The 22,870-nt window shown below is 39.2% G+C and carries 20 protein-coding genes and 2 tRNA genes; 3 read left to right on the forward strand and 19 right to left on the reverse strand.

Annotated features, from left to right (window positions below):
- Positions 1 to 147: 147 nt before the first annotated feature.
- The 3 genes from VF06_RS16225 to VF06_RS16235 form a co-directional block, all read right to left on the reverse strand.
- Positions 148 to 393, reverse strand: coding sequence for a ChaB family protein (locus VF06_RS16225; protein WP_099067491.1), 246 nt, complete (start codon positions 391 to 393; stop codon positions 148 to 150).
- Positions 394 to 508: 115 nt separating this feature from the next.
- Entirely contained in the window at positions 509 to 1,177 is a 669-nt protein-coding gene (locus VF06_RS16230; RefSeq protein WP_099067490.1) for a DUF1345 domain-containing protein, read from the reverse strand.
- Between the two features lie 69 nt (positions 1,178 to 1,246).
- Complete coding sequence (locus VF06_RS16235) at positions 1,247 to 1,765, reverse strand: HPP family protein (RefSeq protein ID WP_099067489.1); 519 nt, start codon at positions 1,763 to 1,765, stop codon at positions 1,247 to 1,249.
- Between the two features lie 202 nt (positions 1,766 to 1,967).
- On the opposite strand from VF06_RS16235, the gene VF06_RS16240 reads away from it, so the two are divergent.
- Both VF06_RS16240 and VF06_RS40845 read left to right on the forward strand, forming a co-directional pair.
- Entirely contained in the window at positions 1,968 to 3,116 is a 1,149-nt protein-coding gene (locus tag VF06_RS16240) for an alanine--glyoxylate aminotransferase family protein (RefSeq protein WP_099067488.1), read from the forward strand.
- Between the two features lie 112 nt (positions 3,117 to 3,228).
- Positions 3,229 to 3,504 (forward strand): hypothetical protein, encoded by a 276-nt coding sequence (locus tag VF06_RS40845; protein WP_244918048.1) that lies wholly within the window; start codon positions 3,229 to 3,231, stop codon positions 3,502 to 3,504.
- 737 nt (positions 3,505 to 4,241) lie between these two features.
- On the opposite strand, the gene VF06_RS16250 is transcribed toward VF06_RS40845, so the two are convergent.
- Both VF06_RS16250 and VF06_RS16255 read right to left on the reverse strand, forming a co-directional pair.
- The gene (locus VF06_RS16250) at positions 4,242 to 5,669 is read right to left on the reverse strand and encodes an FUSC family protein (protein WP_099067486.1); all 1,428 of its coding nucleotides are present in this window, start codon (positions 5,667 to 5,669) and stop codon (positions 4,242 to 4,244) included.
- Between the two features lie 228 nt (positions 5,670 to 5,897).
- On the reverse strand, positions 5,898 to 7,184 hold the full coding sequence (locus VF06_RS16255; RefSeq protein ID WP_099067485.1) for a hypothetical protein: 1,287 nt from the start codon (positions 7,182 to 7,184) through the stop codon (positions 5,898 to 5,900).
- Positions 7,185 to 7,348: 164 nt separating this feature from the next.
- On the opposite strand from VF06_RS16255, the gene VF06_RS16260 reads away from it, so the two are divergent.
- Positions 7,349 to 7,828 (forward strand): hypothetical protein, encoded by a 480-nt coding sequence (locus tag VF06_RS16260; protein ID WP_099067484.1) that lies wholly within the window; start codon positions 7,349 to 7,351, stop codon positions 7,826 to 7,828.
- Positions 7,829 to 7,904: 76 nt separating this feature from the next.
- Here VF06_RS16260 and VF06_RS16265 read toward each other — a convergent pair.
- The 14 genes from VF06_RS16265 to VF06_RS16330 form a co-directional block, all read right to left on the reverse strand.
- Positions 7,905 to 7,976 (reverse strand) — tRNA-Gln (locus VF06_RS16265).
- 397 nt (positions 7,977 to 8,373) lie between these two features.
- Complete coding sequence (locus VF06_RS16270; protein WP_099067483.1) at positions 8,374 to 9,219, reverse strand: FAD-binding protein; 846 nt, start codon at positions 9,217 to 9,219, stop codon at positions 8,374 to 8,376.
- Between the two features lie 5 nt (positions 9,220 to 9,224).
- Positions 9,225 to 10,334 (reverse strand): polysaccharide pyruvyl transferase family protein, encoded by a 1,110-nt coding sequence (locus VF06_RS16275; protein ID WP_099067482.1) that lies wholly within the window; start codon positions 10,332 to 10,334, stop codon positions 9,225 to 9,227.
- A gap of 626 nt (positions 10,335 to 10,960) precedes the next feature.
- Positions 10,961 to 11,758: a WecB/TagA/CpsF family glycosyltransferase gene (locus VF06_RS16280; protein ID WP_099067481.1), complete on the reverse strand. Its 798-nt coding sequence runs from the start codon at positions 11,756 to 11,758 to the stop codon at positions 10,961 to 10,963.
- A gap of 474 nt (positions 11,759 to 12,232) precedes the next feature.
- Complete coding sequence (locus VF06_RS16285; RefSeq protein WP_099067480.1) at positions 12,233 to 12,490, reverse strand: hypothetical protein; 258 nt, start codon at positions 12,488 to 12,490, stop codon at positions 12,233 to 12,235.
- Between the two features lie 241 nt (positions 12,491 to 12,731).
- Positions 12,732 to 12,815, reverse strand: a tRNA-Leu gene (locus VF06_RS16290).
- Positions 12,816 to 12,997: 182 nt separating this feature from the next.
- On the reverse strand, positions 12,998 to 14,119 hold the full coding sequence (locus tag VF06_RS16295) for a glycolate oxidase (RefSeq protein ID WP_099067479.1): 1,122 nt from the start codon (positions 14,117 to 14,119) through the stop codon (positions 12,998 to 13,000).
- A 49-nt stretch (positions 14,120 to 14,168) separates the two neighbouring features.
- Positions 14,169 to 14,429: an RpnC/YadD family protein gene (locus VF06_RS16300; RefSeq protein WP_099067478.1), complete on the reverse strand. Its 261-nt coding sequence runs from the start codon at positions 14,427 to 14,429 to the stop codon at positions 14,169 to 14,171.
- A gap of 139 nt (positions 14,430 to 14,568) precedes the next feature.
- Positions 14,569 to 15,447 (reverse strand): M48 family metallopeptidase, encoded by an 879-nt coding sequence (locus VF06_RS16305; RefSeq protein ID WP_099067477.1) that lies wholly within the window; start codon positions 15,445 to 15,447, stop codon positions 14,569 to 14,571.
- A gap of 321 nt (positions 15,448 to 15,768) precedes the next feature.
- The gene (murA, locus tag VF06_RS16310) at positions 15,769 to 17,130 is read right to left on the reverse strand and encodes a UDP-N-acetylglucosamine 1-carboxyvinyltransferase (RefSeq protein ID WP_180267311.1); all 1,362 of its coding nucleotides are present in this window, start codon (positions 17,128 to 17,130) and stop codon (positions 15,769 to 15,771) included.
- A gap of 464 nt (positions 17,131 to 17,594) precedes the next feature.
- Positions 17,595 to 18,506 carry a bestrophin family protein gene (locus tag VF06_RS16315; protein WP_099067475.1) on the reverse strand — a complete coding sequence of 304 codons (912 nt, stop codon included), beginning with the start codon at positions 18,504 to 18,506 and terminating at the stop codon, positions 17,595 to 17,597.
- Between the two features lie 456 nt (positions 18,507 to 18,962).
- Positions 18,963 to 19,367: a VOC family protein gene (locus VF06_RS16320; RefSeq protein WP_099067474.1), complete on the reverse strand. Its 405-nt coding sequence runs from the start codon at positions 19,365 to 19,367 to the stop codon at positions 18,963 to 18,965.
- Between the two features lie 794 nt (positions 19,368 to 20,161).
- A complete protein-coding gene (locus tag VF06_RS16325) occupies positions 20,162 to 21,004 on the reverse strand; it encodes an SIMPL domain-containing protein (protein WP_180267309.1) in 843 nt (280 codons plus the stop codon).
- Between the two features lie 294 nt (positions 21,005 to 21,298).
- Positions 21,299 to 21,676 (reverse strand): hypothetical protein, encoded by a 378-nt coding sequence (locus VF06_RS16330; RefSeq protein ID WP_099067472.1) that lies wholly within the window; start codon positions 21,674 to 21,676, stop codon positions 21,299 to 21,301.
- Between the last annotated feature and the right edge of the window lie 1,194 nt (positions 21,677 to 22,870).

The raw sequence follows: 22,870 nt of genomic DNA on the forward strand, positions 1-22,870 counted from the left end.
GTCCTTGATTTTTAAGCACTAAAGAAGGCAGCTATGCAAAGGGCACAGGGCAGGAATCAGAATTACCTTCTGCCTTTTGCCTCCTGCCCTCTGCCTTTCTTGCTAAAGTGATTACTACGAACCTATCAGAACTAATGGGACAAACCATTAGTTGCCACCAGAGGTCACAGATTTATTATGTATGGCAGTATCTTCAGGCTTTCTGTGCCATTTGCCATCGCCACCTGGTTCGTACTCATTTCTGACGCTATTCCAAGCAACTTCACGGGCACCTTCTTCACTGAAACCATCTTTTTGAGCGGCGCTAAATGCTGCTGCAAAAATCTGCTGTGCGTGTTCGGGTAATTGTTGTTTAATGTCTTCAGGTAATTGATTGATTCCTTGTTCTGGCATAAACTTAATTCCAATTCTTTTTACTGAAGTTCATACTAAAAAATTAATCATCCAATACCATCTTTCTCTAAGTAGAGAACTAAATAATCATACTTTTGGCTGAGTCAAAAAAATTTTAGATTAACGATGCAATAATATTAATACTCATAGCTAGAATCGTGGTATTGAAAAAGAAGGATAATATACCATGTAGCAACGTCAAGCGCCTCATATCGCGTGATGTCGTTTGCACATCTGAGACTTGGCTAGTCATGCCAATTACAAATGAATAATACAAAAATTCCCAATAGTCTGGATAGTCGTTATGAGGAAAATCTAAACCTCTGGTAATTTTTTCGCTATTATTCTGATTATTATATTTGTAATAAATATGTGCATACTGTACTGCAAATATTGTATGTACCAATAACCATGAACCTATAATTGTCATAATTGAAAGTATGACATGTAGGCTAAGCATCATTTTTGATAACTGTTCTTTATCAGTTAATAAAAATCCAATGGCTAAAACACTAGCACAAGCCGCAGCAATCACGAGTATGAATATAGCCAAATGTCCTTCATATTCATCCTCTGCGTAACGACGAATTTTTTCTGGTGTAGCTTTGAGCATTTTCCACCAAGTTATGGCTAAGAAAAAGTCAGCACCAAAGTTCCAAGCGCAGAGAATACGACTTGCTAAATGCAGCCAAGGTGGAATTATTACCAAAATTAATAAAGCGACTCCAACAGCTATGAAAAGTCGAGGTCGCGGGTCAAAGTTTTTCAATAAATTAAGTTTCACAAAGATTGCGATCGCCAGTGTAATTTATTGGATTTCAATCACGTAAATCTAGAATAAGATGCCTTGATATTACCCTTCAGTATAATGTGATAGTAGCCATAAGGCATAGCGTTCTAAACCGACTAATAAGACAGTTATGCCCAGGGCTAGAGCGAATAAAAATAAATTACTTACATTACCGGCTTTGAAGGCAAAACTTAGAGAAGTGGCAACAGCAGGGGGATGCATTGCATCGAAGAAAATCATGAAAGCAATAGCAATTACCATTGCAATGCCACCAGAAATATACCCATTACCAAAGATTGAATAAGTAATAAATCCAATGCTAGCAGCCATTGTTTGAGCTAAAATCAGCGTCCTCACAGCGTTTGTACCGTGCAGGGGGTCAAGATAAATCAGAAATGCACTGGAAGCTAGGGATGCAAATAGTAGGCGCTGTTGGCTGAGAGCTTCTACCAAAGCCATTACCAATAGGACGATGACAGTTGGCGCAGTTACCAGAGCTATTTCTCCTTTGAGATTTAGCCTGCGTCTGAAATTCCGATTTGCTCCTTGCAAAGGTTTTAAACTCGAACGTTTTTGACTCATCGCTCGAAAAATTTGATTTGAAAAAAAAGTCGAGAGTTGTTTGGTTGGGTAATTTTCCCATGAATGGTTGATTCGCTCTTTCCTTAGACTTACTGTAAAACTTTGTGGCTGTTGCTTCTTCTGGCAAATGATAGACGGACTCAAACATCGGTGATGCGTTCGCTTTATGATGCGGTAAGTACCGTCTTTGCGAAGACAAATTATGACGCCAACAATTTCAATTAACGATTCTCAACGCCTGCAACTCTCACCTTTAGAAATCCCCTCCCGTTTACTGTTGGGGCCAGGCCCCTCCAATGCCCATCCTACAGTCCTGCAAGCGATGAATACTTCACCAGTCGGGCATCTTGACCCGGCTTTTCTCGCACTGATGGATGAAATTCAATCGTTGCTGCGCTACGTATGGCAAACAGAAAACCCACTCACCATTGCAGTTAGTGGTACGGGAACAGCAGCAATGGAAGCAACCATCGCCAATAGCGTGGAACCCGGTGATGTGGTTTTGATTGGCGTAGCTGGTTACTTCGGTAATCGCTTGGTGGATATGGCTGGACGTTATGGCGCTGATGTGCGAACAATTACTAAGCCTTGGGGACAAGTTTTCAGCTTGGAAGAATTGAAAACTGCCCTGGAAACCCATCGCCCAGCGATTCTTGCTTTGGTTCATGCCGAAACTTCCACTGGCGCACGCCAACCTTTAGAGGGAGTTGCTGATTTGTGTCGTGAATTTGGCACTTTATTATTACTAGATACCGTTACCAGTCTCGGCGGCGTTCCTATATTCTTGGATGCTTGGGGAGTTGACCTCGCTTATAGTTGTAGCCAAAAAGGCTTGGGTTGCCCACCCGGTGCTTCGCCTTTTACCATGAGTCCGCGTGCAGCCGAGAAATTGCAAAAGCGTGGCACAAAAGTTGCCAATTGGTATTTAGATATGTCTTTGCTGAGTAAATATTGGGGTAGCGATCGCGTCTATCACCACACAGCACCAATTAACTTATACTATGCATTGCGGGAAGCACTGCGTTTAGTTGCTGAAGAAGGATTAGCAAACTGCTGGCAGCGTCATCAAAAGAACGTAGAATATCTCTGGGAAAGTTTGGAAGACATAGGATTAAGTATGCACGTTGAGCGGGAATATCGACTGCCTACCCTTACCACTGTCCGCATTCCAGACGGAGTAGACGGCAAAGCGATCGCTCGCCAGTTACTCAATGAACATAATATTGAAATTGGCGGCGGTCTTGGCGAACTTGCTGGTAAAGTATGGCGCGTAGGACTAATGGGCTTTAATAGTCGTAAGGAAAGTGTTGACCAACTGATAGCAGCATTGCGGCAAGTTTTACCTCAATAAGCTGAATTTGTGTTGAGTGTTGACTGTTGAATGTTAATCGTCAACAGTCACACTATGAGTTGCTGTTAAAGCTTAACGCTTTTGAGAACAATGGCGATCGCTCTAGCATTGATTGACAAGCAAAGTTGATATTTTACAAGTCGATGCATTCACGATGCAAGCCAATGCATTCACGATGCAAGCCAATGCATTCACGATGCAAGCCAATGCATTCACGATGCAAGTCGATGCATTCACGATGCAAGCCAATGCATTCACGATGCAAGTCGATGCATTCACGATGCAAGTCGATGCATTCACGATGCAAGCCAATGCATTCACAATGCAAGCCAATGCATTCACAATGCAAGTCGCTCATATCATTTTGTTAAATCTTGGCAACACATAAATATACGACTTACGCATTGACGGTAAATACAAAATATGAAGTGCTTGAAAAAACCACATCTGTTGTAGGGGCACAGCATTGCTGTGCCCCTACAGTACGGGTTGACGTATTATCAACAAACGTCTATGAAAGGCTAAAACGACATTAAATAGTTTCACTGCGAGAAAAACCCAACAACTAGCAGAGGCAAAAGTATTAAGATAGACACAATCAAAACGAGGGTTGCTGGCTCAATTTTAATTTGGTTCTTCTGTGGGTCGCTCATTTGCCATTCTCTCAATCAATTAAATATAATAGCCCAGCCTAATAGATGTTTATAGTTTTTTCCAAGACCAACAAAGTTGAGAAGTGTAAATCTTTATCTACCTTTGCTAACTCAGCACAGAGTCTCTTGTAATTTTAAATTCACAATTCTGCTGTATTTTTGATCTTACAAACTTTCAATTCCTCAATTCATCACTCCATTAGCTTATTTCTTCCAAGGAAGTTTAGTACCCATTTCCGTGAAGGCGGAGAAGATGAGATAGAGAATCAGCAACCCAGCAGCTGCAAAGAAAGTTAGTAAATCGCCATCCATAAGTATTGTTAGCTAAAACTTTGCTCATCATAACCAGATTACCGCAATATCATATCTAGAGCAGTGTGCCCTGTAGAGACGTTGCAGTGCAACGTCTCTACAACGATAAATCAAGGGTTTTAGCGTCTAATCCACATCATACGTGAATTTTGAATTGGTATTAATCTCTACCGTTTCTCTGTATCTGTAATCTTTGGTCTTCTGGGTGCAAAGTGAACCAACCGTACCAGTGAAGAACTGCTAGCCAAACGGCGGAAAGTAAACCGGCGAGGCTGAGGGTGAGGCCGCTAAAGGGTACTAATAATCCAAAGATGGGTAATACTGCTCCAGCAATAGTGCAAATAATAGCAGCAAGGGAAGTACTACGGCTAGCACCTAATCCCCATGTTAAAAACAATAAGATAATGGAAATGAAAGCCCAAGCCAACTGAGGATTTATCAAGCGAGCCAGATAGGTCAAAGCTAATAGACAAGCAAAGAAAATACTACCAGCGATCGCGATATTTTTAAAACTCATGGGCAGTGATAAATATAACAATAATATCCACCACAAAAATATCCCTGGTGCTAGCAATAACAGCCTGGGAATGATACCAGTGTGACGAATTGGTTCGGTGTTGGTAAACACTCCAAAGGGATTTTTCACTGAAACATTATCGTTAAATATCCAAGTAAATTGAGTGCTGCGGCCATCAACTTTAATTTCATTGGGTACAATACCACTGGCGAAATCAGCAGGAGCAAAGTTAGCAATTGCTGTGAGGCGGAAGTTAGAAAGCAACTGTCCTTCGGCGCTGTAAACCCAACGCGGCCCTCCTTGAGCTTGATAGGTAACTCGAAAGGTGGTTGCTTCCCCTGATTGTAGACGGAAGGGAAAGCCATAATCCCCAGGATTGGTTTGTTGTAATCTAGTACCGTCACGCTCTACTTTGTAGCTAGCAAGCAGCGAATAGCCATTAGGTGGCGGTGCTTCAAAGAAAAAATTATTAACATTGTTGAGTTGGTTAACTACTTTATAATCAGCAGTGTATTCCACGCGATAAATTGAACTGCGACCGGGAACATCTACGCTTTGGTCGAGTTTGACTTGAATTTGCGAACCACCCAACGTTAAAAACCGGGTAACTTCCCGCGTATCATTGACCTTAACTATCTTGCCGTTGACTTGGGTGGTGTAAGAATATGGCTCTTGAATAGAGTAGCGTACTTGAGGAGCAGACTGTTCGAGTTTTTCACCTGCGACGCTTTCCACCACTTGAGCCACCTTTGCTTGTTCCCAGTGATGGTAGCGGTTGCTCAAAGTTGAACAGAGAAAAAATCCCGGCACTAAGAGAACTAATACTAAAGTTAAATGTTGTAATCCTCGTAAAAGTTGGGAATAACGAACAGCCCATTCACCAATGACAATCACATTTTCGGTTTGATGGCGACGTAGAGAAAAACTCACCAGAGCGATCGCAATTCCCAAAGCTATAACTAAAAATACTAATAATACTGAAGCTGTAAGTGCTTGAGTTCCAAATTGCACAAGCTCAGTCGGATGTGTTAAATCTGGTAACCCAGGAATACCTTGAGCAGAAGATGACATTGGCGTATTCTTGCAGAATTTGGAGAACCAGACTGATAAAATCTCTGAAAAGTTTCTCCACCATAGTTTTATATGATACCCGACAGTAGGGTGGACGAGATGCCCACCTGACAAGAGTTAATTGGATATTTTTTATTTGTCAGTCCCGAAGTCCTAACTAATTCCGAAAATTTTTGCACTCCTCAATTCCAAGTCTTAAATTCTGAATTCTGAATTCTGAATTCTTCCTCAAGATTCATCCAAGCGCCGTTGCCATTCAGCATCAATTTGTGCAGAACGTTCAACTTCTTGTTCTAGTAAGTCGGTTTCGGTGGAGTAAACCAAATCCTCATCGCCAATGAATTTTTCTGCTGCAAATTGACGAGCAAAATCAAGCTTTTGCTGCAAAGAACTATCCGCGCTTGCTAATAGCCTAGCGCGAGAAAGGCGATCGCGATTGCGGGCAGCAATTTTTTGATTCCGCCACTGAATCCAAAAATAACGCAATAATGGGATGCCTAAAAAACCAATTCCATAAGCCAACAGCAACCAATAAATTCCTTGGACAAAAGCCACTAGTCCACCTATTTGAGCAGCAGCGGTACCATTTGCTAATAAATTTCCCAATACTAAAGCACCAACAAAATTGAGTATCCCCAAGCCAGCACTCAGCATAATTTGTCCTGAACTTGCAGCACTAAAACGCCAAGGAAATTCTTCTAAATAAACTGCTATTGAACGACGACGCTTTTTGGCTGCACTTATCTGCAACTCTGGGAAGTAATATACAATTTGCCCTTCGTCGCTAACGGATGGTTGTCCATTAAATCGTGTCAGAACCGGTAGCATATAATCTTCGTAATCTCTTTGATATTTCTCCCCAATGTCATCAAGATACGGCGAAATTTGTTCAGCTACCACTGCACCACGATTATTCCTAATTACCGTAGCAATTTCTTGCCAGCGACGTTCTTCTAAATTAGCGTTAGGATTACCATCACCAAATAAAAACGAAAACACAGCTTCAAAGAAATTTAAATCGCTTTGTTGTCGCCTTTCATCTCGCCGTTGTTGGTAGTGAGTGTCATAATCTGGACTAAAATACCAAAATAAATTTGGGAAATAGAAGAATCCACCACCGGAATTACTGCTCCCGTTATCGCTGTCACGGTCTGAATTGGCCGCGGTCATGATAATAATGATGGTAATAGTTATCAAGGCGATGGAAACAGTTAAGAAAATTCCAAAAGAAATCCGAATCAGGTAAAACAGAACATTCCAAACTTTTTTCCACCATTCCTGCAACCGTAACTGGAAATACTTATTACGTAAAATTGTGCGGAAATTTTTTGGAAATAGGTAAACAATGTCACCTGAATCTGCTACTTGTAAATGTGCGCCAGCTTCAGATGCTAATGCCAATAAACCTTGATTAGCTTCAGCCACGTTCAATCCTGCCTGAATTGCCACATCACCAACGGTGACACGGTAACCCATCTGTTCCACTGCTTGCATAATGGTGGGATTGAGAGTCATTCCTCTCCCCTCCTGCGAAAATAAATATACTCTTTCTTTTCAAGTATAAAGTTTTATTTTAAATCCCTCGTCTCCGGCATAAATAAACCAACAAATAAGATGACACGCAACATGTTATAATTATTGTCCTTGGTTTAATTAACCAGCAAATTTTTTGCTTAAATATGGTTCAGTATACTCTCGCCCAAAGCCCAGAAATTATCCTCACTGTTTCTGGTAAAGATTCAGCTAAAGCCCGTGACAAAGCAATGGATCAGTTAATGGAACTGATGGATGCAGGTAAGTTACCCACGGAACTAGAAGAAGGATTTGGCCCCCAACAATTAATTGAGGTTAAAGAGCCAAGTGCTGATACTGCTAACGGTGAGGATGCCATTACCCAAGCCGTGCAAGTTCTCAGTAATCTAGCAACCCTCAAGCTGAAAGTTCAAGAATCACGAACTGAAGCCTTGGAAATTCGTCAAGCAGTTGATGTTCTGTTCACTGACGAATCAGTGAGTGAAGAGGAAATTACTCGCCTCAAGGAAGGCTTTAAAGTTCTGAAAAATTTTGCTCAAGCTAATGTGCGTTACCAAGAAGCACGAGCTAAAGCACAAGAAGCTAGGCAAGTTCTAGATCGAGCTCTGAAGTCGCCTGATAAGTAATTGTTCGAGTAATGTATTTTAAGTTGTTTGAACCCAAATGCAAAAAGACAGGCATAAGCACCTGTCTTTTTATTTACTGGGGCGCTAGGATTCGAACCTAGGAATGGCGGGACCAAAACCCGCTGCCTTACCACTTGGCTACGCCCCAACAACTTCACCCTACTTAATATAGCAGCTAGTCATGGGTTTGTGTCAAGTACTTTTATCGTTGATTTTAGTAGGTGAATTTTTGCACAATCCTAGAGTCAAGCAGTGAGTGTTTGAAGCGATGACACAAACCTTGGTTTACGGAAAAGCCAATTCTCTATGAAGATGCGCCTAATTATTTTGCAATGTAGCAAATTAACCTCAGCGTACTTATACGTTGAAAAAATCTAATATTTGGCATAGCCTCATCAAGAAACGGCATCAGAATTCAGGAGCCAGAAGGGTTAAACAATGAGGAAAAATATTTAATGAACCAGTGTACTATTGTAGTAGATACCCCTAAATTCTGATTTCTGACTCCTGGGTGCTGAATTCTGACATTTTTTCCCACCAATTAATTAATCGATAACAATTACTTCGAGTTCAATTTTTTGCCCGCTGACAAAATGTAAAAATTGAGCCATTTTAATCAACAAAAGTATTGCATAGCTATTTTGTGATTTAGTCAGTATCCAATTAGTTGTTTTAGCTGAGAACATCGCTTTGCCAATCGACATTCCTCTAAGCTTACTCAGTATTTTGAAATTAGCAGTTTTGAATACTGAACCACAGTTTGGTGCTGTATTATCTTGATGTTTTTTTGCCCAATGTTGTCTGAAAACTATAGGATTTTCTGTGAATGTTTGCGGTTCAAATTTAAAAACTGCACTCAATATTAGTTTGGAGTGGACACCAGTGAATATAGTTTGTCGATAATCTCGTACAATTTGACTGTTATCAAGTGTTTTTATTGAGCCGTCTTCAAAGAATGTTACACTTTCCACAAAATCATATATAGTACATCCATGTTGCCTTCCCCTACCAGCGTTCATTGCTAATGCACCACCAATAGTTGCCGGTACAGACGCCAGATAATAAAAAGAGTCCGCGGAGTTTTGGTAACAGTGTTTTAATACCTCCATAATCGAAACAGAAGAAGACACTTCTACTCTGTTATCACCTAGACTTTTTATGTACTTGGGTAGTTTATTTTTCAATATCAATGATTGGATATTCTTTCTGGCAAACAACGTGTTAGAGCCATTTCCAATTATGTAAATATTGACTTTATTTTCTTTGGCCCAATTACAGTATTCCTGTAGTTCTTCAATACTATTAATCTCTCCTACTCGCTGAAAATTATGTTGGGTTCTGTAGTGAGAAAGATTATTTGATGTTAAAGATTCAATTTTCAAATTAGACATTTTAATTATTTTAACTCCTGATTCAATACCGCCTTACTTGCATAATCATTACTTGTTTGTGGTGAAATCGCTTGAAGTAAATGTTGTTTCGATTCTAGTATTTTTGATTCTAATATTTTTGATACTGACGCATAATCAATATCAAAAGTTTCTTCGCGAGTTGGCTGTTCATTGAAAGAAAATATGCGGTTTTCCAAATTTAAATTCTTCAGCAAATCTGCAACTTTATTCTGTTTATCACTACGCAGAAATACATTAAAAGGTTTTTGAAAAATAATAGAAAATATAGTGCCGTGAAAAGTATTGGTGGCTATGTAAGATGCTTCACTAAATAGTCCTAACCACTCTTTTGGACTAGCACTTTCTAGATTTATCTGTGCTATTTCCTTGGGTTCATCTACTGAAACTATTGTAAGATTTTCAGATTTTGCTAATGATTTGATAAATTCTGCTTCTTTTGGTTCTATTTCATCATGAAAATATAACAAAATATATTTACCGGGGATTTTTGGAGGAGTTTTAATTTTGTCATATTCAATTAAAAAAGTAGGATCTAAAACTTTTATAGCTTTTTGATTACATTCGTTATTAATAATATTTGCGCTATTAGAATCCCGAACTAAAATAGTTTCAAATTCAGCAATTAAATTGGAAATCGTTTCGCGGTAATTTCCTAACTTTACGGTATTTCCAAAACTAGCGGCGTAGCTAATTTTACGAGTAGTTTCTTTATTAATAAAATCCAAAAAAAAAGCAGAATCAAAACCTCTAAAGGAATCTAGACACCATACTTGGTCGCTGCCACATATTACTACGTCATATTTATCGCGATAGTATTCTAAGCCTTTTTTATCATAGAATTTTTTCGGACTCAATTTAACAAGAGAAAGTAAAAACCGTCTCATTTTCCAAGCCCTGGGAATGTTCACAAAGATTTTTTCAGGCTTTTTCAGGGGAATTAAAGGTCTGAAGTATTTCCATACTATTTTTAGGGGTCGATAGTCTATGATTTCAACATCATAGCCTTGGCTGTTAAGGAAAGTCCAAAGCGCACAAGCTTGGAGTGTTGCTCCATAATTGGTGACATGGTGAAAAGTTAAAATTCCAATTTTCATCTTTGCTCTCTGCAATCTAATATGAATTCAGGACTAATTTGATGGTACTCAACTAAACTTCCTAGTTCTCTGTATGTCAAATCTAACAAACACTGGCAATCCAAATCTCAGCAGTTATGCATCTTGGATGAATCAAAATCTTGCACAATCCAGTATGAAGATGCTGAGTAATTAAAGCTAGTGTTTGTTGATTAACTCAAGGGATTAGGACGAAAAAAATAATTATAGAAGCTACTTGGTTTGGTTGACCATCGCAACTTTCTAGAGGATGTGATTAATTTGATCGATAAATATTGGGATAATTTCATTCAAGTATCTGCAATGTAATTAAGTGTAAGGATTCTTTGAAAAATTTAATAGAATTTCAGCATTTATTAATGTGTACTTACTGGAGTACTAGTGTATTTTTATTCCTTAAAGCTCAACCTTGAATAAGAGTCTACCATAACATTTTTGTAGTTTTATTATTTTTTAATAAACTTTTGTCCATAAAATTCTTTGAGAAGTGAGTCTTTGGAATTTCAGTATTAAATATATCGCTAGTTATATTGTTCGAGTTTAGTTGATGTATAAATTCGCTAATAATTGCTTATAAGAGCATAAATACATTTATATTTTTTACTTACTTAGTCTCCAGTTTCTTGCAGGAAGACAGCTACAATACGACTTGATGAAAGTAATTGCTTAGTAGCTAGCCATATAAAGAGTGGAATTGTTCTAGAATAGCGACCAAAAAGCCGACGTGGTTCTTGAATCCATCGATATAGCCACTCAAGTCCTAAGTCTCGAATTACACGGGGTGCGCGTTTGTGGATTCCTGCATAAACTGGGAAAACTCCACCTAGTCCAATCATCACAGCTTGTATTTTGCCCTTGTGTTGAGCTATCCAATTTTCTTGTTTTGGGCATCCCAAAGATACTAAAACAGCATTTGCACCACTAGAGTTAATTTTTTTAATCAAAGCTTCATCTTCCGTTGGAGTCAAAGGACGAAACGGTAGAGGTTCCATAGCCGCTATCTTTACTTGAGGAAATTCGCGCTTTAACCTTTTTTCCATCCTCGAAAGAATTTCTGTTTGCGAACCTAAAAAGAAAATACTGAGATTTTGTGTTTGAGATAACTGACACAAAGCCAGAAAAATATCCATCCCCGCTACGCGGTCTTGGTGGATAGCTCCCATTTTCCGCATCATCCAGACAAGAGGCATACCATCTGGGGTAACTATATCTGCATTTCGTAATAGACCGGCAAACTCTGGATTCCAGTGAGCTTCAATCAGCATATGTACATTTGCTACATATACACTTCTACTCTCACGCTTACTGGCCCATTTGATTATTGTTTGCACCTGGTCGTGAAAGCGTAGAGCCGTAATAGGAAAATCAAGTACTTTTTGAGTAGGTAGAAGCACTCTTGCCACCATAAATAATTCCTGTGTCCAATAAAAGAATCCATAGATTACCTAGACCATTCCGAATATTGAACAATTCAGATTAGATAACTCCTGACCTTTTTTAGGCTTGTGTTATCTTTGGAAGCTAACACATGGAGGTGCAATTGCCTTCTTTATACACTTTTTGGCTTTTCTGGTAATACTAGAATTATTCGTTGCTGTGTTTTAGTTTACTGGTATAACCAAAGGATTTCAGAGGCTGTTTGATAAAATTCATGTTTCCTTCATAATTAATTTTTAATTGATTCATCTAAGCATTACAATTGCGATAAACTTCTCAAAGATTATATTTTGTATTATGTAATATTGGTTACTCTTTATTTTTGGAACAGTAAAAATACTATAAATTTACTGTTATAATTTTGGCACCTAAGTATGCAATTGAGTTAAAAATCTAAATTATACTTATTTTTCTGCTAAAAAAGTTTTATTATTTCTTTATTATTACAGATTCAACTCAAAGCCTGTATTTAAAATACATAATTTTAATTTTCGTTGAAGGTAACAGGCAAAAAATAAGGGGAAGATAAATGCATCTTCCCCTGCTGTATTATTTTTGTTTTGGTTAGCTTTGTTACCTTCCTTAAGTTTTTGCCTTAACATTTGTCTTTGCTTTTTGAGTTGTCGCTTCCTGGCAGAACCGCCTCTACCCTTATCATTCCTCCCTTCTTTACGGGGAGATTCCCATCTTTTGAGTCGCATAACCTTTTACCTCTTGTGATATTCAATATTTAACTACGAAAGACAAAAAATACTATAATTCTGTGACTTCTCTAGTAGATATGTTGTTTTTTAAGTGTAGTTATTTACTTTTATAGTATGTACTGTACTATATTACATAATATAACATAAATTCCAAGTAATTTATTGATTATTCTTCGATCGCGACGTAATTTTTAGCGACTATAGAATAACAACCCCTATATATCAAGTTTTTTGGTAGTGGGCAGGAGGAGAATCGAACTCCTATGACCGCAAGGTCGCCACATTTTGAGTGTGGTGCGTCTACCAGTTTCGCCACCCGCCCTAATATTCAACTTCACTATTATACTCTATTTACTAATTTTGCAACAACAAATCTCAAAATTGATTCTCAGAGTTTTGTTGTGATGAATAACTTGATAATAAACACATATCTGGATCTTACTTTTTTAGCTACCAGGCGATGATTTGAATGTAAGCCAATACGGTTCAATTCAAGTTTATCGCTTAAATACGTGTAAACTTTAATAAACTAGCATCAATATCTTGTAGCTTGGCACAGCCGCTAAGCGCCATCGCGATGTTTAACTCATCTTGCAACAGAGAGATGACATGAGATACACCAGCTTTTCCTGCTACTGCTAGTCCCCACAAAATTGGTCGTCCGATGAGTACAGCTTTTGCTCCTAATGCTAAGGCTTTGAGAATGTCTGTGCCCCTACGAATACCTCCATCCAACAATACTTCTACCCTACCATTGACAGCTGGTATAATTTCAGCTAGAGCATCTAAAGAAGCGATCGCACCATCGAGTTGTCTGCCTCCATGATTAGAAACAATAATTGCTTGGGCACCATATTCCACAGCCCGCAATGCATCATCTGGGCGTAAAATTCCTTTGAGTACTAGGGGTAGTGGAGATATAGACTGCAACCATTCCAAATCCTTCCAAGTGACTGCTGGGTTGAGCTGTTGAGCAAAATAGGTAAACAACCCCGATTCACCTTTTTCATGGGAAATGTCCAACCCTGAGATAGTTGCTAGATTAGCTAAATGTAAGTCCAAGGGTAAAGCAAACTCATTACGTCTATCTTTTTCCCGTTGTCCAAGCACTGGTGCATCTACAGTAAGACAAAGTGCTTTATAACCTGATTTATACGCTTTTTCTACCAAAGCACGAGTTAATCCTCGGTCTTTGTGGATGTAAAGTTGAAACCAGCGTACCGAATCTGGAAATTGCTCGCACGCACTTGCTACTTCTTCAATGCTCTTTGTTGCCATTGTACTTAAAATCATACCCATACCAGCTGATGCCGCAGCTAAAGCCGTAGCAACTTCGCCATCGGGATGAGCCAGACATTGAAAAGCCATCGGTGCAATCAACAAAGGTAGTTGCAGGGGTTGTCCTAAAATGGAAGTATTGAGATGGCGATCGCTAACATCGACTAATACACGAGGTCGTAACTTGATTCGCTCAAAAGCGGTACGATTGTCTCGCAGGGTGATTTCGTCCCAGGCTCCACTACTGTAGTAGTCAAGGGCCATTTGGGATAAATAGTCTTTCGCGAGTTTTTCGTACTCAAACAGGTTAATGGGTTGAAAGCGATATTCGTTGGGTACAGCTGTCATGGTAGCGATGGGGCATTAAGCAATGAGATATTTTTGAATCCCACCACAGTTATGATAAATCCTTCAGGAACCTGTTTAATAACTCTTCCCGCGATCGTTGTAGCAATAAAGAAGTGAATTCTTCTGGAGATAATACCAACAAAGGTTCAATAATTCTGATTAGTTCTGCATCTAAAGAGCCAAACCTAACTCGCAACAAATTTTCTATAACATTACGACGTTCTGCTCGGATTCCTTCGTCAAGTCCTTCTTGAATTCCTTCTTGTTTAGCTGCTGCTAATTTTTGTTCGTAAATAGGTGATAACCGCATAATTAAATCTCTGCTACTGTTAATTGTTGACCTTTGACGGTTCACAGTCAACAGTTAACAGTTAACAATTTTAAGGAAATCATTTATCTTTTGGACTTCCCTATGCTGAATGAAAATTGAGGAAAAATTTTAAGTAAATTTACCAGTTTCGCCAGCCGCCTTTGGGTGCGACTTCATCATTTGTAGGCTTGAGTCCGTGACCTTGAATTAAAGATTGATATTCTGTGCTGCTTGCCCAGCGGTCAATTTCTCGCGCCCGTAGCACTGGTACTGGATGGGTTAATTGGGCTGTGCGCGCAGCTTTCACCATTTCACCGAGTTCGGTCTTGCTAATATCATCGTAAGCACGGGCTTGGGCAACAAAAGCATCGAGGTTGAGTTGCGGTGCTAAAGCCGGAGAACCACCAGCTAGTTTCATCAACACCGACATCACAACTTTGGGGTCTTGGGTTGCTAGCAATGCGGCGCGATCGCAGGTAAACTCAGCACAGCGTACCCATTCCAAAAGTTGCGCTTGTATTGCTTGGGCAATGAAGCCACCGACATTGGGGACAATTGCCGCAGCTAATATTAATAAATTCACAGGGGTCAAGTAAACGCTATGGTCGCACTTGAGATGTCCCAACTCGTGGGCAATTACGGCTTGGATTTCCTCTGGTGTGAGAATATCAATTAAGGATGTGTGCAAGACAATAAAAGGCTGCTTACCCCGCACCGCAAAAGTATAAGCATTAGGAGCCGGATGCTGTCGGACGTACAACTGGGGAGGCTCTATATCCAAGATTTTGCAAGCTTCTAACAGCAACTGGTGTAAATCAGGCAGTTGTTTTTCACCCACTAGAACGCTTGAGGCAATATTTTCCACATAAAAAACCTGCTCTGCCATTGGCCCTAGCCAATTTCGCACCAACATATCGATGCCTGGTATCTGCTTGAGGGCATTAGTAGATTCTAGGTCTAATGGATGGCGAAATGAGTCAGCTTTTAAACCAATCAGGGGGGTTTTGAAGAAGGACATAGTGCAGCAAGCTATCAAAAATACAACTATGGAAGCTGGCTGGTTAAATCAACAGCCTCCCACAGATAGTATAGCGATTAAGTAGGGTCGGCTTTATGGAGGGGGTAGGGGAGAAAGGGAGACAAGGGAGAGGGGGTAGACAAGAGACTTCTTGCAGAAGTCGGGAAAAGGGGAAGGGGAAAGGGGGAAAGGTTTGTTATTTTCCCTTTTCCCACCTCTTACAAAAAGAACTTTTGCAAGAGATCTAAGGAAGAAAGATTGCTATCTTATCCCCCTTGTCTACCTTGTCTACCTTGTCTACCTCATCAGAGCATCACAACTTCACAAACTACTGACGCTGGGAAGGATTTCTACATCTGCTGCTACTTCGCCCACCCGCAGGATTTTAGCGCCTAATTGCTGCAACTTCATATCAAGTCGATCGTAGCCGCGATCGAGGTGCTGTAATCCTTGAATTGTGGTTTGTCCTTCTGCGGCTAGTCCTGCTAAGACTAGGGCTGCTGAGGCTCGTAGGTCTGTGCCTAATACAGGTGCGCCAGATAGCTTGGGTACTCCCCGAACGAAAGCAGCATTGCCTTTGACGCGAATATCTGCCCCCAAACGATTTAACTCTGAGGCATGACGCAAGCGATTTTCAAATACAGATTCGTTGATTACGCTGTCGCCTTCAGCCAATGTCAGCAAAGCCATAAACGGCGCTTGCATGTCTGTGGGAAAACCTGGATGGTATTGGGTTTCAATATCTGTTGCCTTGAGGGTTTCTGCTGGCAGAATACGTAAGTGTTCTGGGGCTTCCTCAATGATTGTGACTCCAATATCCCGCAGCTTAGCAATCACTGGTATGAGATGTTCTGGAGCTACTGGTGAGAGAGTGAGTTCGGAGCGAGTAATTGCGGCTGCGACTAAAAACGTTCCTGCTTCAATGCGATCGGGGATAATACTGTAGTCAACAGAATGCAATTTGGGGACTCCTTCAATGATAATTCTGCTAGTCCCCGCCCCAGTAATTTTTGCTCCCATCGCGTTACAGAAGTTAGCTAAATCAACTACTTCTGGTTCTCTGGCAGCGTTTTCGATAATTGTTTCGCCGTCTGCTAAGGTAGCCGCCATCATCAAGTTTTCTGTGGCTCCGACGCTGGCGATATCTAAGTAAATCTTCGCTCCTTTTAACCTGCGGCTGCTGCCAGGAACGTAAGCATTACAAATGCCATGTTCAATTTGCACTTCAGCTCCCATTGCTTGCAGTCCCCGCACATGCAAGTCAACTGGTCTTGCGCCAATGGCACAACCACCTGGTAAGGGCATTTGCGCGACTCCTAGTCTTGCCAGAATTGCACCAATGGCAAAAAAACTCGCCCTCAACTGGGTAACTAGTTCGTAGGGAGCTTTTGAGGTTTTAATTTCGCTGGCGTTAATGTCTAAGATGTCACCTTGTCGTGTCAGGCGTACACCCAAAGCCGATAACACCTGACCCATGCGCTCTACATCCGCTAATAGGGGAACATTACGGATGCGGCAATCACCTGGACACAGCAAGGCTCCAGCCATGATTACCAATGCTGCATTTTTCGCCCCGCTAATTTTCACATGACCTTGTAAAGGATGCCCACCCCAAATTTGCAAGACTGAGGAGTCTGCTTTCGGAGCAAATTTGGCATCTGATAAGTTACTAGAAGGATTAATAATCCTACCTCCAGAAGTAATACGTATTTTAAATGTTTGAAGTTGGTTTTGATTCTACAGTAAAGATTCAAATTGTCCACGTTTTAGGACAAGATATTTGATTGAAAAATTGTGTTTCTGCCTATAAATCAAGACTAAAAGCCAATATTGGCAAGCTTTTCAAGATTTTGTCAACTCTCACAAAAAGTAGCAACTAAGTAATACTTACAAGTAGCACTTAATACTCAAGAATCTAACTTACGTGTTTGCTAAAAATCAATACTCCAAGCCATCAGTTAAGTCTTGTCAGCTGGAAATAGACTGAGACTTGAATTAATGACTGAGTTAATTTAGTATGGAACATTGACTGTTGACTGTAAACTGTCAACAATCAACGATGATATGCTGTTGTTTCTTTTTTTAGAGTTCCCTATCTGTTTCGTTTGTGTGAGGTTGCAAATAGTCAATTAAATGACTAAGTTTAGTTAATAAGTGGGATGATTTTGAGGCGATCGCGTATTTGGAGTTAAGCTCATTAAATCATCGATGTTGTGCTTCATTGTCTTGCAAATCGCATCTAAGGGTAAGTCATTAGCATCATACCCAAACGGATTTTCTATTTCTAAACCGATGGCTTCAATGCCAAACAATGTAAAACCGACTAAAGCAGTAATCATACCTGTCCACCAACCCAGGCTATTGACAATTTGAAACGGCAGTAGAAAACAATATAGTATCAGTAATTGCTTCAGATGAATTGCATAAGCCAGTGGCATTGGGGTTTTTAAAATCCGTTCGCAAGCACCTAAATTATCCACAAGATTATTCAATAATTCTTGCATTGAAGTTAATTGGTAGCTATTGATACAATGATGATTGTATTGTTGCTGTAAATAATCTCCTATCCAAAAAGCTACTTCTATAGGAGGATTATTCATAATTTTTAGCTTCACATATTTACTAGATGACATTAATTCTTCTAATTCGTCATTAATCGGTTCTCCACGCAAGTGTATTTTAGTGGCCACAGCAAAAGCTACTAATAAATTTAATGCTGCAATTTTATGATTTTTATCTTCTGGAGAGGTTTCGTCAACGGATACCCAAATTTGCCGTGCTAGATTTCGGACATTATTTACTATAGAACCCCAACATTTCCTCCCTTCCCAAAATCGTTCATAAGCAGTATTTGTCCGAAAAACAAGTAACAAGCCCAAAACAATACTAGGAATAACGCTACCTAAAATAGGTTGGGATACAGGCTTATCCAAATGATGAAGTATAGAAACAAAAAATCCAAAAATCCCGCACCATAAAACGTTTTTGTAAATGGCTTTTATTACTGAACCTTTGAGTTGTAATGTCGTGTTTACCCATTTCAGGCTTACGGCACTCATGTAGTCACCCTAAGAGAACATCTTAATAATTACTTAAAAATAATAACTCTAGAATCAGCATTATTGCCAAGGTATGTAGCGTAAAAAGTAGCCCGAAAAACCCGTGATATCAAGTTCGCCTAAATACTCACCATAAGAATAACGCAAAGAATTTTTAATCGTAAGTGATTTTCCGAAGTTGATGTGAAATATTTTTAGAGCAACGAGTATATAGCAATGAACAATTCAAAAGTGATACCTAAGAACGGCTATGTCTACGCAGCTAATTGTTAAGAAATGTAAAAAATACTGGCTGGCTGCATAAATGTCCCAAACTGCCTTGATAACTCTGTAGAAGAAAAGGTACATGCCCATCGATGATGACCATAGGGTATTAATCTGTATCATGTACCCCAGTAAATCAGCAAGTTCTAACCTGTACAAATCCTGCCCTGTAAATTCAGTGTCTAGACATAACTAAGTGTTATGTCTTTTTTCGTCATTAGTCTCAAAACTTTGAATTTCAATCAAATAACCACTGGGATCGCGTAAAAAACAGTGATAAATATTATACCTTTTATTCATTGTGGGTGGCTTTTCAAACTTGACGCCACGTTCTTGGAGATATTTAAACCATTCATCCACCTGCTGTGTCACCAAGGTAAAAATAACAGATGATTGGTTTTCCGGTGAAAGAATTGATGTTTCGCTTGCTTGGCAAAATCCCAAGTATCCAGAGCCAGTAACACTGTAAATTCGACAGGTACCTTGGTCAAGCCACAACTCCAACCCTAGCTTTTGTTCGTAGAATTCTGTAGATGCATTGAGATTGTGGGTATAAAAGAAGGTAATTTGTTGCTCGATTTGGGGTTGATGAGACATAAAATACATTTGAGTATATACCCTAACGACATATAGCGATCGCATAGGTAAAAATTTATTTATGTTAGAAACCTGTTACTGCTCCAGAGCGCCATAGGCGTATCTGGAGTTTCTTTTTGAGACAGCTACGAAAATTTTATAAATCATCCGGATATACCAAAACAAGCTTGAAAGAGGATGCATACTGAATTATTTATATCTAACACGGAGCATCATTTTTGGTGTACTCCTTCCAGTAGCAAACAACTCTCGCAATATAGCCCCAGCAGAACTGGGGCTGTTTTGCGTTGAAGGTAGTAAACTAAAACTACAACAGCAAGTCATACTAAGTTGTAATCAAAGATATAGCAGTCCTATGTGATTATGTCTATGTGGGTAGGCAACAGGTTTATAGAAGATTAAAGCGTAGGGAATTTTATTCACAAATTAAATCAGAGTCCTATAGTAATTTGAGTAGGAAGTAAGAATATTCTGAAGTATTAGCAAACATAAGTTACAATATTTGAGTGTATACCCGGATGACGTAGGATTCATTCATGGAAAAAATTGATATAGGTAAATGCGTATCTTTCCTGACTCCAGATTTGTCATCAAACATTTCTGGAGTTTTTTCATTGTTAAAGTTTAAAATTACTCATTGAGTCTCAGCTAAAGTGGATATTTTCTTTTTAGATGAATTTATAAATAAAAAAATAGAATAATATAAAAGCCCTATATTTTCTTGTTGGAATATACTGCGATCGCACTTTCACCTTTAAGGCTAACTTCAATGCGATCGTAGTTCATAAAAATACTTATTTAACTGTAAATGTTACATAAATATCCTTTTTCATCTCTACTTCTGCTGGAGCATCAGGATCGTAAGTTGGTGTCAATAAAAAACTAGCAAAAGACGGTAAAGTAACTCCAGATTTGGAATTACACGAAGGATAGAATAAGGTGTAAAATGGCTCGGCTACAGAAGCAGCACCAAGTTTAACACCCATAGCACTTGCTAAAGCCTGAGCGCGACTTTGAGCATCTTTGATTGCTGATTGATAAACAGAATTTTGCAAAGCTTGGCAATCATTAACTGCATATTCGACGCCGACGTTATTGATACTTAAGTTTTCAATTTTGCTGCTTGCTTGATTCGCTGTACCAACAATTTCCTGAATGCGATCGCGGGTTGGTTTTTCCACTCTCACTAATATTTTGGCATTATTTTCACTGGAACTATTGTTAACTTTTACTTGAATTTTATCAGCACTGATTCCATTGGCAATTAAGCTATTAACTATTGGCTGGAGAGTTGCTTTAGTTAAGGATTGTTTGTTTTCTAAAGCAGGTGTAAGTGGATTTTGTCCTATTGATGTTTTGCCATTTGATGAGAGAACTAATAAAGTTCTCCCAGGGACTTGGGATAGTGTTGATGGTTGCGTTTGTAATTCTTCATTACTATCTTTATTACTGAATACCAATTCAATATCCGCTGTATCCGCTGGTACTCTTACTAGTCCTTGACCCATTACCATTAATGAATGGCGATCGCTCGCTGGTGGATAAAATAATTGGGCATTAGCGACTTTAGGTCTCAACGCTTCCATCCCCACAGTCATAGTTATACTTACTAGCATCACAGCAGTTATTTTTTTCATGTTCTGGCAATGTCCTTTAAACATACTATTTGTCAAAGTTTACACGTCAAGAACAATATACTTAAGCTTTGATCTAAATAATTTAGTAATGATTGGGGATTGGGGAGATGTAGCTTAAGCTTTCCGCAGGGTGGGAGACAAGGGAGACAAGGGAGACAAGGGAGACAAGGGAGATGGGGTAGGTCTGTGCTGGGGGTAGGGGAGAATAATAACTCTCCACTCATCAGTCAACAGTCAACAGTCATCAGTCATCAGTCATCAGTCCCCACACCCGCTAGCTATACGTCAGGCCTATTAGCCAAACCAATGAGAAGGTTCACAACCAAGTTGAACTATTTCACAAAGGTGATGGCTAATCCAATCTGACTTTTCTTGAACGATTGAGCAAATACCTTGGTGAATTAAATTTTGTAAATGTAGTTGCTGTTCTAAGCGTTTACGAGGCAACTGATAGTTTAGCAAGCTTTCTTGTTCAGCCTCAGCTAGGGGAATATTTCCGTCAGATATGACACTGTAAAAAGAGGGAATGCGGTTGAGGACGAAAGCAATTAACTCTTGGCGCAAGTCAGGAATTGCAAAGGCTTGCTGATATGGATGATATGGATATGTATCCAAAACGCTTTCAATCTCTCCTATTACTGATTGCTGAGTCAAATTAACTACAGTTTTCATAATTTTTTTAAACTCCTTTTTTAATTCAGTGAAAGATTAATTAAGTAAACAACTTTTTTAGATGTAAAGTTGCCATGACGATCAGTTATAAATGATTCAACTGATAGATGCAATAGACTCTGAAGTTAGCCTTTTATGAAGGTAAAATATCAAACATTTTACTGTGCTGATTTGAGTTAAAGCTTATACTTACTTTTCAAGTATTTTGTATCAAAACAGCACGGGCTAGATTGAGAAGCTACGATATTTTATATTTATAATACTTATTATTTCAAAATTATGTCTTTTTGGCAGAAATCTACATAAAACGCAGCATAAATTTTGAGGGATCAAGATTATGAGGAGAAGGCAACTTGTCTTGGTTATAAATTTTTAGTTAAATTTAACATTTTTGGTAATTAAGATTACTTTTAGGTTTGCTAGACAATTTACTGTTTCATAGACAGAATTTATTTGTTGCACATTAGTTGTATTAAGCTGGAAAATACTCAACTGCTAGACTGTCAAATCAGTCTAGCGACAGATGAAATAATTGAGTAAAAACGTTTAAAAAGTTCACATTATCTGAAAGCGTGACTAATACTAAGTTGAAGTCAAAGATAGTCAGTTGTGCTGGGAGTTGGGAGTGAGAACTCATTGGTGTCAACTTAAGGTAAAACCCTTGTAAAAACGCGATTTTGAATTTACTAACTTACCATCATGCTTGGCGTTACCCGACCCCGGCTTTGCTGGCGCAAAACCGCCCCTCCCCGAACTTCGGGGAGGTAATAAGCGTTTGAGCTTGAATTGACATTAATGGTGAGAACTTTGTGTCTACGTTGTTTCAATTATTTGGTGTGAGTCCTCTAAGTATTTAAACTACTACTGAGATGGAAAGGTGAGTAGTATAAAGTCTAGGACTCATATATAGCAATGCTATTTCAGTTGTGAACAATATCGGTGTTGACTGTTGACTGTTGACTGTCAATAACCCTAACACGTAATATTTCACAAATTATTTGGGATTACTACGCGATCGCTCGTAATGATGAAATTATCTTGTGAGGAATTACGCAAGTACTATTTTGTCATTGCGACTGGAACGTAGTGTAGGGAAGCAATCCCAATGTCAGGGGGAGTGTCAACCCACCCCCTCTATTGAGGAAATTACGTTATTTTTGCGTAAGTCCTCATTCAGGGATGAATCTTTTGAAG

Source organism: Nostoc linckia z4 (assembly GCF_002608075.1).
Classification (GTDB): domain Bacteria; phylum Cyanobacteriota; class Cyanobacteriia; order Cyanobacteriales; family Nostocaceae; genus Nostoc; species Nostoc linckia.

Bases quoted from the DNA above. Each gene is read 5' to 3' on its own strand.
- VF06_RS16225 (WP_099067491.1), bottom strand. From the start codon at position 393: ATGCCAGAACAAGGAATCAATCAATTACCTGAAGACATTAAACAACAA.
- VF06_RS16235 (WP_099067489.1), bottom strand. From the start codon at position 1,765: ATGAGTCAAAAACGTTCGAGTTTAAAACCTTTGCAAGGAGCAAATCGG.
- VF06_RS16240 (WP_099067488.1), top strand. From the start codon at position 1,968: ATGACGCCAACAATTTCAATTAACGATTCTCAACGCCTGCAACTCTCA.
- VF06_RS16250 (WP_099067486.1), bottom strand. From the start codon at position 5,669: ATGTCATCTTCTGCTCAAGGTATTCCTGGGTTACCAGATTTAACACAT.
- VF06_RS16255 (WP_099067485.1), bottom strand. From the start codon at position 7,184: ATGACTCTCAATCCCACCATTATGCAAGCAGTGGAACAGATGGGTTAC.
- VF06_RS16260 (WP_099067484.1), top strand. From the start codon at position 7,349: ATGGTTCAGTATACTCTCGCCCAAAGCCCAGAAATTATCCTCACTGTT.
- VF06_RS16270 (WP_099067483.1), bottom strand. From the start codon at position 9,219: ATGTCTAATTTGAAAATTGAATCTTTAACATCAAATAATCTTTCTCAC.
- VF06_RS16275 (WP_099067482.1), bottom strand. From the start codon at position 10,334: ATGAAAATTGGAATTTTAACTTTTCACCATGTCACCAATTATGGAGCA.
- VF06_RS16280 (WP_099067481.1), bottom strand. From the start codon at position 11,758: ATGGTGGCAAGAGTGCTTCTACCTACTCAAAAAGTACTTGATTTTCCT.
- VF06_RS16285 (WP_099067480.1), bottom strand. From the start codon at position 12,490: ATGCGACTCAAAAGATGGGAATCTCCCCGTAAAGAAGGGAGGAATGAT.
- VF06_RS16295 (WP_099067479.1), bottom strand. From the start codon at position 14,119: ATGACAGCTGTACCCAACGAATATCGCTTTCAACCCATTAACCTGTTT.
- VF06_RS16300 (WP_099067478.1), bottom strand. From the start codon at position 14,429: ATGCGGTTATCACCTATTTACGAACAAAAATTAGCAGCAGCTAAACAA.
- VF06_RS16305 (WP_099067477.1), bottom strand. From the start codon at position 15,447: ATGTCCTTCTTCAAAACCCCCCTGATTGGTTTAAAAGCTGACTCATTT.
- VF06_RS16315 (WP_099067475.1), bottom strand. From the start codon at position 18,506: ATGAGTGCCGTAAGCCTGAAATGGGTAAACACGACATTACAACTCAAA.
- VF06_RS16320 (WP_099067474.1), bottom strand. From the start codon at position 19,367: ATGTCTCATCAACCCCAAATCGAGCAACAAATTACCTTCTTTTATACC.
- VF06_RS16325 (WP_180267309.1), bottom strand. From the start codon at position 21,004: ATGAAAAAAATAACTGCTGTGATGCTAGTAAGTATAACTATGACTGTG.
- VF06_RS16330 (WP_099067472.1), bottom strand. From the start codon at position 21,676: ATGAAAACTGTAGTTAATTTGACTCAGCAATCAGTAATAGGAGAGATT.